The sequence below is a fragment of the Microbulbifer sp. NBRC 101763 genome, assembly GCF_040371615.1.
Taxonomy (GTDB): domain Bacteria; phylum Pseudomonadota; class Gammaproteobacteria; order Pseudomonadales; family Cellvibrionaceae; genus Microbulbifer; species Microbulbifer variabilis.
The window spans coordinates 350,866-363,845 of record NZ_BAABQV010000002.1 but is presented as its reverse complement, the minus strand read 5'-3'; the positions used below and the strand labels follow the sequence as shown (position 1 = coordinate 363,845).

At 50.2% G+C, this 12,980-nt stretch carries 8 protein-coding genes; 5 read left to right on the top strand and 3 right to left on the bottom strand.

Features of this window, described 5'->3' with window-relative positions; genetic code table 11:
- Positions 1–121 precede the first annotated feature (121 nt).
- Positions 122–661: a carboxymuconolactone decarboxylase family protein gene (locus tag ABWV76_RS06960; RefSeq protein WP_353375607.1), complete on the top strand. Its 540-nt coding sequence runs from the start codon at positions 122–124 to the stop codon at positions 659–661.
- 15 nt (positions 662–676) lie between these two features.
- Here the strand turns inward: ABWV76_RS06960 and ABWV76_RS06955 are convergent, their stop codons facing one another.
- Positions 677–5,863 (bottom strand): DUF748 domain-containing protein, encoded by a 5,187-nt coding sequence (locus ABWV76_RS06955; RefSeq protein WP_353375605.1) that lies wholly within the window; start codon positions 5,861–5,863, stop codon positions 677–679.
- A gap of 252 nt (positions 5,864–6,115) precedes the next feature.
- On the opposite strand from ABWV76_RS06955, the gene selD reads away from it, so the two are divergent.
- The 3 genes from selD (at position 6,116) to cobB (ending at position 10,725) form a co-directional block, all read left to right on the top strand.
- Entirely contained in the window at positions 6,116–8,410 is a 2,295-nt protein-coding gene (selD, locus tag ABWV76_RS06950; protein WP_353375604.1) for a selenide, water dikinase SelD, read from the top strand.
- A 128-nt stretch (positions 8,411–8,538) separates the two neighbouring features.
- Positions 8,539–9,846: an NAD(P)/FAD-dependent oxidoreductase gene (locus ABWV76_RS06945; RefSeq protein WP_353375603.1), complete on the top strand. Its 1,308-nt coding sequence runs from the start codon at positions 8,539–8,541 to the stop codon at positions 9,844–9,846.
- A 129-nt stretch (positions 9,847–9,975) separates the two neighbouring features.
- Positions 9,976–10,725, top strand: coding sequence for a Sir2 family NAD+-dependent deacetylase (gene cobB / locus ABWV76_RS06940; protein WP_281165758.1), 750 nt, complete (start codon positions 9,976–9,978; stop codon positions 10,723–10,725).
- Positions 10,726–10,730: 5 nt separating this feature from the next.
- Here the strand turns inward: cobB and ABWV76_RS06935 are convergent, their stop codons facing one another.
- Together ABWV76_RS06935 and ABWV76_RS06930 are read right to left on the bottom strand one after the other, a co-directional pair.
- On the bottom strand, positions 10,731–11,315 hold the full coding sequence (locus ABWV76_RS06935) for a SixA phosphatase family protein (protein WP_020414423.1): 585 nt from the start codon (positions 11,313–11,315) through the stop codon (positions 10,731–10,733).
- A gap of 176 nt (positions 11,316–11,491) precedes the next feature.
- Complete coding sequence (locus tag ABWV76_RS06930; protein ID WP_020414422.1) at positions 11,492–11,968, bottom strand: DNA binding protein; 477 nt, start codon at positions 11,966–11,968, stop codon at positions 11,492–11,494.
- Positions 11,969–12,517: 549 nt separating this feature from the next.
- Between ABWV76_RS06930 and ABWV76_RS06925 the strand changes: the two genes are divergently transcribed.
- Positions 12,518–12,964 carry a CBS domain-containing protein gene (locus tag ABWV76_RS06925; RefSeq protein ID WP_245556713.1) on the top strand — a complete coding sequence of 149 codons (447 nt, stop codon included), beginning with the start codon at positions 12,518–12,520 and terminating at the stop codon, positions 12,962–12,964.
- Positions 12,965–12,980: the final 16 nt, after the last annotated feature.

Genomic DNA, 12,980 nt, shown 5'->3' with positions numbered 1-12,980 from the left:
ACACAAGGGTTCCGATGAATACTTCTGGACTAAAGATCACACTAAGATCTCTATAAGTTCTCATTTATGAGACTTGGTTCTAACCAAAGTTAGTTATATCTTCCAGCGAGCTTCATAAATTATGAGTCACTTTTCCTATCTTAGACCTGAAGCCTCCCCCCAGGAAATATTCAGTCACTTACATGGTGCAGGACCATCAATATTAAAAACATTTGAAGCAGCAATGAGAAGCCCCTCAGAACTATCTCGTGGAGAACGTGAATTAATAGCAGTATTTATTTCCTCCTTGAATGGATGTCGATACTGCTATCTATCCCATGCAGAAGTCGCACGCGAATATGGAGAGGCAGATGAACTTATAGAAGCTGCGCTTTCAGGTGTTATCACTCAGTTTCCCCAAAAGCTGCAAATAATTTTTAGTTTCGCTGCGAAAGTGGCTGAAAATGCTCATTCGATTTCGAAAGAAGATATTGCAGATGCTATTAGTGCTGGATGGAAGGAGCAAACAATATTAGATGTTGTCTTCGTCGTATCCTGCTTTTCTCTAGTTAATCGCTTAGTATCCGCCGCAGGTATAGAACCCTTATCACAGCAAGGTAATATAGAGGCAGGTAAATTTATTGCGCAACAAGGCTACTATCAAGATAACAAGTCAAAGTAATTTTACAAATCTTGATTAATTTGAAAACTCGACTCTGGGCTGGCCAAAATCTCTTCCATTGTAATCTGGTGCGCAGGGGATCAATTCCGCCGCTGGAATGCCTGCATCAATAAGATATCGCTCAACTTTTCGACTACGCTCTTGTGCCAGCTTCTCAAACTCTTCACGCAAGAAAATAGGGGGGTTATGGTAAAAATCAGCAAGGAGACGGCGGCTACCTCTTAGGCCTACGGTAGACTCAGGATACATTGCGCTCCAGTCTCTGGCATTAGCTATACCGCACACTCCGGGGCGGGCCTTCGGATGTTTATGCAGTACAGTTACCATTTGCTGTAATTGCCCCATAGCCAAACTACTTAATTCTGAGCTGCCAGGAGCAAACTCAATTGAATCAAAGTCTTTTGCCATAAATCGTCCCCACGCCAACTTAACCAGCAGGTAAATTCCATAGGGAGTTAGGTAGCTTAACAAAGCATCGAAGATGGCTTTTTGCAGTAATTCACTGAAGACAAAGGATAGAGAAAACTTAGGATCTCGAATATTACCGGTTACAGGCATTCCAAATTTCACATTTCCCTGGCCATCTTTCAGCAACCATAAAGCCACATTTAATGGGATAATTTTTGATTTAACGGGCAGCTGGTCATCCTTACGAACACGACGCACTTTGATTTTTTCTAGCTCAACATCAGCAAAAGCATTCAATTGATTTTCCCGCACATGAATGCTAACCACCGCGTCCATTTGTCCTTGTAATATCTTATAACCAAGTAACTTAGCCATATAGGGAGTGGCCGGAATAAGATTTACATTCTCCATATACCCCGTTAAATCAGCATCCCATATGTTCTCCCCTAAGTAATCGATAGTTCCCCCCAGTTGAATGTCACCAAAACCACCAGGCCTGCCATTCGCTACCAACACTGCCGGTGGGTGTTCGCCGAGATTACTAAAATGGCTCAAATTTAGATTGATATCACGTACGGGCAGCCGAGCTCGAAACTCGTCCTGCCGATCAACCCAGGTGAAAGTGCCATGTCGAAGATGAACATCCCTTATATGGTAGGAAAGGGGGTCATTTTTTTCTCTCTCAACAGAAAGTCTGTTTACCCCTTTAAACCCTCTTAGCTCAGCTATTTCTTGCTTTATTGGGAATCTACCCCGCTCATCCCGCACTAAAATAAACCGCGGCTGTAGAAAATCAATAAATTCTACATTTAGTAATTTATAACGCCTATCGAAACTAAATCCTTCAATATGCAGTAATCTAAAGTCCCCCACTGTGCTATGTCGATGATACTCTGGCTCAACTGGATTCCTGTTAAAAAAGTGAAAATGAACCGCTTCCCCCCAGGAAAATCGCCACTCCTGAGCACTGATCGCAAATTGTGAAAGCGTTATACTCTCCCCCTCCACTAGCAGTTCACCTTGGGGAGAAAAAAGATCAATTTTTTTAGCCTTTAGTAAATTGAACTCCAGGCCCTGTCCAGCTGTAAAACCTCCATCCAGCTCCAAATCCCCCAGCCTGAAACAATGATCTCCCTTATCGAAATAGCCGTTGGGTATACAACTGGCAATATTATTCAATTGCAACTGCTGTACATGTACTGATCCAGGGCTGAAGCGTAGTTGTCTCACCCGTAGACTTTCTGTTTTTAACAGCTGTTCCGGTAGTGCCTGCGAAAATCCTGCTGCATGCATCTGTATATTTGCCGAACTAATATCGAAGACTTTAAATATTCTTCCGGAAAGCGTATTTTTACTTACTACTTTGCCAAGTTTCAGCCGTTCTAACTGATAACAAGGCGCTATCTTTCGGTCTTTAAGTAATCCTGCCGGAAGACAACCACTTATGTTGCCAACTTGTATCAGTGATTTCCCCTCGAAGGAAATATTATCCAATTGCAAGTTAGGTACCCTAATCGGTTTAGTATTTCTACGCACTAAAGACAATCCACTTAGCTCCATTGAACCCTTTAGAGAAAATGGTCTACTGAGTGATATTTTTTGCACACCAGGCATCAGGAGCTGGTCGAGCCCATAGCAACGTCGCGTATCCCCTGGGCTAGCCTGTTTCAATAGATGAATATTTACCTTCCTGTCGGAGTCAGGTAAACAGACCCTGATATTTTCCAGGCGAAAATTCGTAACGGAAAAATCTCCATCACCATCCCAGGTCATGCGCTGCCAGCTCATCTGTTGCAAGCCAGCCTGCAAGTAATTATTCCCTTTTTGCCAAAAAGCAACTGGTGCAGTTTGCATAGGTCCAAAATCCAAAAGAGCTGTATTTTCATTTAATCCAATACGAACCGGTCCTCTATTGAAGCGCAATCGAGGAGTTTCAATGCAATCAGCCAGCTGAAACCTATTTGCCTCACTAGGTAATAGCCTGTGCAAACCACAGATAAGAATGTTATCAATTTCCAGATGGTACAGATCGAGTGTATTGTGCGAGAAGGCGATTTTATCGACGGACAGCTTTGAGAGCTGCCAAAGTGGTTCTCCTGTTCCTATAGAAGTAAATTCTGTCTCTCCAATAGATAAGCCGCTACTACCAACTGAGTATATTTCTTTACTGAACACACAATGTGGCAATCGTTCTGCGGAATTTAAATGGCTAGGCAAGCAGGCAAATAGCGACTCTATGGATAAGTCCTGCATTTCTACCATAGAGTCTTGTGTGTTATTGCCAGACCATAGAAACTCCAGCTCAGGTATGGATAGTTTCTGGATTTCCAGTAATGGAATATTGCCACTTCCCAAAAGCTGCAGTTGCTCAATATCGCTGTCATCCAGATTACCCGATACCCGATCATGCCCAGCCTCCAGTTTAAAGTGCCCTCCGAGTTGCACTGTTTGCAATTCCACACATCGCAGCTTTTGGGTCAAAGTACTCTCTAAATCTGGCAGGCAGGCATGCAACTGGCCGACTGAGCTTTCGGGTAAGGCAATATAAGTGCTAAACGTATCAGCAGGAACAATACGAATCCTGGCCAATGGCAAGTTAAGGTCGGCCAGGTTAAGCAGGGGTCTGTTCTGTACAGTAGCTGCAGTGGCGCGGCCAATAGAAAGCTCCGCAGTGGCAAAATCCACCCCCCCCAGCCAGGCCAGCACAAGGGGGCGCTCTTGTTGCAGGTCGCGCACATCAAAGCAGGCTGGCATTTCCTGCGCTGCTGCTGACGAACGGTAAATCAATTTTGCCCATTCAGGGGGCAAACACCCATCCAATCGAAGGAGGGAGCTGCTCTGTAGCTTGAAATTAGGGGCACGAATACTGGCCAATGCCATACTCAGAGCCTCTCTCCCTGTTTTCGATTCCCTAAGGCGCCCCTTTTCCTTACCGTAATCCTCTTGCCCCACAGCGCCTTCCGTAGCTGAAAAGGCATTGGCCCATGGGTCCTCAACAGGTTCACGGCGAAAATACCCTTCACCGGTGCTGAATTTTTGCAGCAGAAGCCCCTTATTACCTCCTCTAGATTCTCCCAATAACAGCCGTTGCACTCCCAGCTTACCAAAGATGGCATAACCATCCTCACCACCTTGCCAGGCAAAATTCCCACGTCCATCCAGGCTATTCAGTTGCGCACAAAGTGGTTCCCAGCCCGTAGGCAACAATCCTCGCGACATGCAACCGGAAAGGGACTCGAGGGAAAAATTCTGAATCGAATAAGGTGTGTCGACACCCAAGGTATCAATTCCACGCCACTTTAATTTTTGCAATTGCAGCTGTTCTTCACCGAGTCCAGACAGCTTGAGCTGAGCAAGAGATAATGGTCCACTGGCAAAGCCCCAGGGAATTTTTAGTGGGGAAGAGCCGAAGCGTAAGGCAGCTTTTTCCTTAGCCCGCAAACCGACCAAACGTACGCAGTGATCCGGTTTTTTCCACATATCGCCGGGGACACAACCATTGGCAGTTCCCACCGCCAAGCTGTCCACAGCTAGGATGCGACTGGTGACATCAAATTCCAATGAACCCAATGCTGCTTGCTGAGCGGTTAAAGGCTGTCGATGGGGTTGAGCAACATCGAGATAGCGCAACTGCTGCGCAGCACTGGTTCCGGTTGTAATTTTAAGTCGATGGCTCCAGTCAAAAGTGGTTGGTTCAGGCACCTGCAAAGTGGTTGCGCGGATACAAAAATGATGATTGTTATCACGCAGGTGCTTAGGGCACCAATCAAATGCAGTAGCCCGGCCCCTGCGCCAATGTATCCGCTTTATTGAGCGGACAAAATCGAAGTCACGAATAGTGATGGTTCCAGCGCGCCAATCCTGCCAACGCTGATTACTCTGCCGGAGTAAGACGCCCTCCCCACTCGCATAACGCCAATGTGCCAATCCTTCACGGCCAAACCCAAATCTAAGATCACCTTCAACATTGAGGCGACGCGCAGCAGCGCAGTGGCCAACCAGGCGCTGTAAGCCGCGAATTGCATCAGCCCACTTCTGAGGCGGACAGCCAGAAAAAAGCTCTGCTTGAAAGGATTCCGCTCCGGTACGCAAACTTGGCCAACGGAAATCTCCTTGCTTCAAGTGCAGATGCGCCAAAGTAGTATTGTAATGTGTCGAATTTTTTTCCCTGGCCAACAATTCCTCTAATTGGATATCTGCAGCTGCGATATTGACCTTGAGGGGCACATCTCCCTTGCGCCACAGCCCCAGCAAAAAATCCTCTATTTTTGCATCGCCAACATAGGCACAGGTCGCAGTTGGCCAGACAGGCCGGTGGCGATAACAGAGTTCACTATCGCGTATCCTGGCCCAGCCGATACCCATTTTAAAATCACGATCCCTGCGCTTCACCTCTCCCAAGTCCCAGCCGCCCACTTCCCATTCCCGGTATTTTTCTCCGGGAACGGATTGCAAATCCATGTAGGCGCCACTTACCGAGGCGCGTGGTAAGTGGGCTCGCCCGCGCAGCAACTGCCACCAGCTGTAATCCAGTGTTACTTCACGTGCGGCAAACCCCCTTCCTTCACGATTGGAAGCATGCACCCCTACAGCCAGCACAGACAGATCTAGTAGGGACACCCGGAAATAGTCGGCATGAAAATCCAGGCCCCGCTCAGCCAGCCAGGCATCTGTTTTATCTCGCACGAAGTCCGAGGCGAAGATAGAAAAGCCTTCCAGTAGCAATAAGCCACCAACCAACCACCAAAGCAGATGGCGAAAATTAGTGTATTGATGGACGGGCTCTGGTGGCATTGGGAAAATAGCGCCGCAAAAAATAAATTAAGCGCAAGCTGCAACGACAGCCAAGCCAATAAAGTAAAGACCAGCACCTGTGTATTTTTTTACCCTGGCGCTTCGATTCGCGATAATAGGAGCCGGTGTCGTGCTATAGGTCTCACTTCAACTCATGCTGTCTACTATTTATCCAGAAGTGAATTTGCACGGCGGAAGAATTTGGCAGGCGATCAGGTTATATATCGCTGCGACCATTCCATTAAGTGAGCAATGAGTGAAATGCAGGAGCACCCAAATTACCAGGATATCGTTCTGGTCGGCGGTGGCCACGCCCATGCCATAGTGCTGCAAATGTGGGCTATGAACCCACTACCAGGCGCGCGTCTAACACTGGTTTCCCCACAAGTACAAACCGCCTATTCAGGCATGCTACCTGGTATGGTAGCGGGCCACTATTCATTGGATGACACCCATATAGATTTGATCCGGCTATGCCGTGCGGCTGGGGCTCGCTTTGTGCAGGCCTGTGCACACCATATTGATCCCGAAGAACGTAAAATTTCCTTGTTGGGGCGCCCGCCACTGGAGTATGACCTACTGTCACTGGATGTGGGCGCGACTCCCGCACGGGAGCTGCCGGGTTCGGAGTTAGCAATCCCAATCAAGCCCATTGGGCACTTCTATCCTTTTTGGCAGAAACTTTTACAACATGTGCATAAGACCCGGGCACCGCTAAAACTCGGCATTGTCGGCGGTGGTGCTGGTGGCTGTGAACTGGCCATGGCAATGGCCCACGCACTGGAGGAGCAAATTTATTCCGGGCGTGTGCAGGTACACTTGATTCACGCCACGGAAAGAATCCCCCAAGGCTATCCACTGCTTGCACGCAAGCTTGCAGAGCGCGAACTCGACCGTCTCGGAGTACAGCTGCATCACAACTGGCCTGTTCAGGAGATTACAGAACAAGGCGTACGCAATAAATGCGGCGACCTGCTGGAACTCGACCAGGTACTCCTCTCCACTAATGCTTGTGCACCGCCATGGCTGGCTGATTCACAGCTTGCCCTGGATGAAAAGGGCTTTGTGCTGGTGGATCGCAGGCTGCGTGCCCAGGGCCGACAGGAAATTTTCGCTTGTGGTGATGTGGCCAGCTTTTCAGCAGAGCCACTGCCCAAAGCCGGCGTCTACGCCGTTCGCCAGGGACCAATTCTATTCCATAACCTGCGCGCCACTCTCACTGGTCACCCGCTAAAGAGCTATCGCCCGCAAAAGAGCTTCCTGAGCTTGCTATCCTGTGGCGGCAAACGCGCCATCGCTGTACGCAATGGGATTGCCGTCTCAGGTGACCTGCTATGGCGCTGGAAAGACCATATTGATCGCACTTTTATGCAGCGCTTTAGCGACCTGCCCGTTGCTATGGAGGAAATGCCTGAGGCCCAACCCCGTCAAGTAATAACCCAACGCAACGGCATCTCATTGTCGGGTATGCGCTGCAACGGCTGTGGTGCCAAAGTCGGCGCGGAAGTTTTACGCCGCGCCTTACAGAAATTGCCCCCCCAGCAGTCAGAACATCTTTTACGTGGCGTGGGCGATGATGCCGCAGTGATGGACCTGCCCCCAGGCCAGTTGCTGGTCCAAAGCTCAGACCAGTTGAGGTCTATGGTGGCGGACCCCTGGTTGTTTGGACGAATTGCCACACTGCATGCACTCTCAGACTTGTTCGCCATGCATGCGCGCCCCGTCAGTGCACAAGTGCTGGCAACCCTGCCTACCGCCGCAGCAGAAATTACCCAACGAGATTTACAACAACTATTGGCCGGGGCCATTTACGAACTCAACCGCCACAATTGCACCCTATCCGGTGGTCATACTGCCGAAGGCGCGGAGATGCAGTTAGGGCTCACGGTGAATGGCTTGGCGGAACGTGAGCAGTTACTGGAAAAAAGCGGAGCTCGCGAGGGAGATTGCCTGGTGCTGAGCAAACCCCTCGGCATAGGCACAATTCTCGCAGCGGAGGGTATGGGTGAAGCTGAGGGGCGCTGGGTGCAGAAGGCCCTGGAGTGCATGCTGCTCAGCAATGCGAACGCAGCCGAAGTACTTGCCCAGCACAGCGCACGCGCCTTAACAGATGTTACAGGATTCGGCCTGCTCGGCCATCTGCTGGAAATGCTCGACGCCGATAAGCTTGGCGCCACACTAATCGCCGAACAACTTCCGCTGATTCCGGGTGCCTCTAAGTGTATCGAGCGCGGTTGGCTCTCCAGCCTGCAACCGCAGAACGCACGCGCCTACCTTTCTGTGGAAAACCCTCAGGAGTGGCAATCCCTTCCACACTGGGCACTACTCGCAGATCCACAGACCAGTGGTGGGCTGCTCTCCGCCTTACCACAGGAACACGCTGAGGCCTGTGTGCGTGACCTGCTACAAAGCGGCTGCAGCCAGGCTGCAATCATTGGCGTTATCACCCACACTGATGGAGTGAAGCCCAGTGTGCGCCTGCAACGAGAAGGAAACTGGCGCCAGCTGATAACTCGCGACAATGAGGCGGTGCAAAGCCAGGCTTAAGTTGCCTCCAATACCGATGAGAGAGATACTGGCGCCAGAACAAGCGCCGGCAACCAAGTATTCCGGCGAATAGGTCTTCACAGATTGGGGAGTCGGCTTTTTAGCAATCGACAGGAAGACCAATCACCATGAAGAAAATCGTGATTGTTGGCGGAGGCGCCAGCGGCCTCCATCTGGCCACACGACTCGGACACTACTTCAACTTTACCCGGGGGCTGCCACGACGGCGTAAAACTCCCGCCGTACAAGTAACTCTGGTCGATAAAAATCGTACCCATATCTGGAAACCCCTGCTCCACCAAGTCGCTGCCGGCGCACTTGACGCCAATATGGACGCGCTCAATTATCAGGTTCATGCCCGCGCTAACGGTTATGAATTCCAACTTGGTGCACTGGAGTCCCTCGACAGGAAAAGACAAGTGCTGACACTTGGCCCTGTCAAGGACGACGACGGTGACGAACTGGTGCCGTCACGGGAGCTGGAGTACGACTACCTGGTGCTGTGCATCGGCAGCCAGAGTAATGACTTCAGTACTCCGGGAGTCCGCGAACACTGTGTGTTCCTTGATAGCAGTGAGCAAGCACAGAAATTCCACCAACAGTTGCTCAATCATTTTTTGCGCTTGGAAACCCATGTCGAGGAAAAACTGCAAATTGCTATCGTCGGCGGCGGTGCTACCGGCGTGGAGCTGTCCGCAGAGCTGGTAGATGCCAGTAAGTTAATGGGAAATTACGGCCGCATTCGCTCCAATGCCATTGAGATAACGGTCATTGAAGCCGGCCCACACCTACTACCAGCACTACCCGCGCGGCTGGGCAATAACGCCGAACGGGAATTGGCAAAGATGGGAGTGCGTGTGCTCACTGGCTGCAATATCGCCAGCGCCAGCGCCACGGACCTGACAACCCGCGACGGAGAGAAAATTCCTGCAACGATCCGCGTCTGGGCTGCCGGGGTAAAAGCCCCCGGGTTTCTCACCCACCTGGATGGCCTCGCCACTAATCGCCTCAACCAAATTGAAGTGACAACCACTCTGCAGACCCAAAGCGATCCAAAAATTTTCGCCATGGGAGACTGTGCCAGCTGTATAGATGGAGATGAACAAAGAGTGCCACCCCGCGCCCAGGCTGCACAGCAGATGGCTACTCTGACTGCCGACAATCTGGTCGCCCTGATTGAAGACAAACCGTTGGAACATTTCTACTATCGCGATCGCGGCTCACTGGTCTCCCTGAGTAAGTACACTGCAATAGGTAACCTGATGGGCGCCCTGGTAAAAGGCAGCCTCACCGTAGAGGGGCGCATTGCCGGTTTTGCCTACCGCTCCCTCTACCGGATGCACTTGGCAGCGATTCACGGCTGGCCAAAGGCCATGCTGCTCTATTTGGTCGGCCAGGCCAATCGCGCGGTCAGCCCACGGCTAAAATTGCATTAGATCAAACACTCTGATTTGACTCACCACAGGGATTCGTAAATTATCAAGGCGCAGGGGTGCGCCTTAAGAAATTCAATATAGGCACTTGCCCCCATGCTGGTAGCGTAATTTTTTTGCGATCGACATAGTATCCAGCCGCATACCTATTCTGAGAATAAGAAAAAACCGATAAATATGCAGTATCAAAGTATTGTGGTCCTGACTGGTGCCGGAGTTTCAGCGGAATCCGGGATTCGCACCTTCCGCGGAGCCGATGGCCTGTGGGAAAACCATCGTATTGAAGACGTTGCTACGCCGGAAGCCTTCGCGCGTAATCCCCGCTTGGTGCAGCGCTTTTACAATGAGCGGCGCCGTCAATTGCTATCGGGTGAAATCAACCCCAATAGCGCCCATCATGCACTTGCAAGACTAGAACAAGAGTTTTCCGGAGAGTTCCTGCTGGTCACACAGAATATTGATGATCTACATGAAAGAGCCGGTAGCAGCAATTTGATTCACATGCACGGGGAGCTTCTGAAAGTGCGTTGCAGTACTAGCGGCCAGCTGTTTCCTATCGACTCAGACCTGGATACAAGCGACCTTTGCCACTGTTGTGCCCTGAGGGGCACCTTGCGGCCCCACGTAGTCTGGTTTGGGGAGATGCCCCTTCAAATGCGTAGCATTTACGATGCCCTGAGTCGGTGCGACCTATTTATCAGCATAGGTACCTCTGGCAACGTTTATCCCGCAGCGGGCTTTGTGGAATGTGCCAACCAGGCAGGTGCCCACAGCGTGGAACTCAATTTGGAGCGCAGCAGTGTTGGCGATGCCTTTGCCGAGCACCGCTATGGGCCCGCCTCTGAGGTCGTGGATTATTTTGTGCGAGATCTATTGGGCTAAAATCCTTACGGTTCTTCCACAGCTGCTTCAGTTTTCGATTTACGCTCAGCTTTAGCACTACTATCGGCACCATAACGCTGTAACAAAGTTGTCACATCTCCGCGATTGCGTATCACGATATAAAGCCGATCGTACTCATCCAACTCCCTGATTGGCCGCCCCTTATCACCGCCCAAAAGCTCCACCAGCTTTGGAGTTGTATTACTGTGACCCACAACCAGCACCCGCTTACCGGCCTGATCGAATTGCCGTGCAAATTCCTTCAGTTTACGGGGATTATACGTCTGAATCGGCAGGCCCAACTCCGCAGCTAGTGGCTCTGCGGTCTCTTTGGTACGGACATAGTCAGTACTGTACACCGCATCAATACCCACCTCGCCAAGTACGCGTGCCAGCTGCTTGGCGCGCTGCCGCCCAGCTTCTGTCAGGTGCGGGTTTATTCCACTTTCCAGGCCCCGCTGCTTCTCAGCATGGCGCACTAAATAGATAACCTGGCTATCAGTAATTGCAGTTTCACTCTCAGCCCAAGCCGCCATTCCAAACAGGGCCAGGAGTGCGCAAGTAAAGCGAACCGTTAAACGGGACAACACGGATTAATACTCCCTATCAATAACTCAGTAAGACGTTATGCAGGCAATGATAGAGCAAGTAAATCGGAATGCGATAAAACGCAGGAGTATGCGCTCAATATGTAAAGAAAAGTAAATATATAGGGAAGGATATCCGGTGCCAATAAAACGGCACCGGACTAGCGATCAAAAAGAGATTAGATCTTCCACTCTTTTACAGTGTCCAATCCATACTCATCGATCCACTGGCTTAAAGCCTTCGGATTACGCTTTTTCTTTTCCACAGTGGCACCGGTATAAGGGTTGCGGTAGTGGCCGGTTTCCAGCTTGGGCTCCGCAGACTTACTGGCGGGCGCTGCACGACGACCGCGACGGGGAGAATCTCCCTCTTTCTTCAGGTGACGGGCAACACGGGACTTAAGAGTCTGAACAAAGTCCTGAGCATCCTCATCACCCAGCTGGCCAACCAGCCATTCAACAATTTGCTGACCGCGGGCGACGAAGAACTCTTCCTCTTCCATCTGGTATTCCGCAGCCAAATTAACCAGCGCCTTATCGAAAGCGATTACGCCATCTTTTTTACGTTCTGCCTGGGCCATTTGCTCCTGCAGCTCTTCGATTCTCGCCTGGTGTTCGGCGATTTGTTGTTCAAGTTGTTCGTATTCCTGAAACATTCAATAAACCTCAACGACGGTTATTAAAAAATACAGAGGAAACCCTGTGACGGCAATCGACACAGAGTCGAGTCCCGGGTATTCGAAATATAAAAATTTGTAAACAACAGCGTTAACCGATTGAGTGCGGTTAAGAACTGTAATATTCGACACATTACGAACGGGCCGAAACAAAAAAGTAGATACCGCTGCGCAGGTGGACTCCAACGCTAGATATAATCGGCAAATACATTATTTAAAACTAACCGAGTTCAGCCAAAAGTGGTGATATGCCCGAATGGCTGGTTATATTTCTCGGCTGAGGTCGCGAATAATAAGCTTTCGCCAATAAATATCAACTGTTTACACACTGTCATTTGAATATAATATGGATCTTCGCCCGTATCGCTACTAAAAAGTAACAAAGGCGGGGATATCTCCCTCAATGAAGGGATATTCAACTGTTCCTGTATTGGCTATATTGTACCTGCAGTCGCCAATTGCAAATTACTATGCTGGTCATTGCAATAGAGTTCATTGCCAAAAACTATTGGATACTTATTGTCAGCTATGTCCAATCCCCACAATATCCATCATATGCCCACACTTGCGGCATTAATGACGCCCTTTCCCTACCACATTGATATCGATGCCACTGTCGAGGACGCTTTGGCTGTGATGGAGGAGCACAAGGTACGCCATTTACCAGTTACTCGAGCGGGTGAACTGGAAACTGTTATCTCCAGGGGAGATATAGAACGCGCTAATGCACCCGGCCATCGCCTGGAAGAGCAGCAGCTATACGTGCATGACCTCTGTGCACGGCGCCCCTTTATCGCCGATATCCACGACCCTCTCGATAAAATCCTGTTGGCCATGGCCGATACCGGGATCGGCTCGGTATTGGTAATGCGCGAGGGAGAACTGGTGGGTATTGTGACAGTGACCGATATATTGCGTTTTTGCAGTAACTACATGGCGGAGTTAGCCCAGCCGGTAGACGATTCCATCGCCTGATTTCGGTAAAAAAGCA

Bases quoted from the DNA above. Each gene is read 5' to 3' on its own strand.
- selD (WP_353375604.1), top strand. From the start codon at position 6,116: ATGAGTGAAATGCAGGAGCACCCAAATTACCAGGATATCGTTCTGGTC.
- ABWV76_RS06955 (WP_353375605.1), bottom strand. From the start codon at position 5,863: ATGCCACCAGAGCCCGTCCATCAATACACTAATTTTCGCCATCTGCTT.
- ABWV76_RS06945 (WP_353375603.1), top strand. From the start codon at position 8,539: ATGAAGAAAATCGTGATTGTTGGCGGAGGCGCCAGCGGCCTCCATCTG.
- ABWV76_RS06925 (WP_245556713.1), top strand. From the start codon at position 12,518: ATGTCCAATCCCCACAATATCCATCATATGCCCACACTTGCGGCATTA.
- ABWV76_RS06960 (WP_353375607.1), top strand. From the start codon at position 122: ATGAGTCACTTTTCCTATCTTAGACCTGAAGCCTCCCCCCAGGAAATA.
- ABWV76_RS06930 (WP_020414422.1), bottom strand. From the start codon at position 11,968: ATGTTTCAGGAATACGAACAACTTGAACAACAAATCGCCGAACACCAG.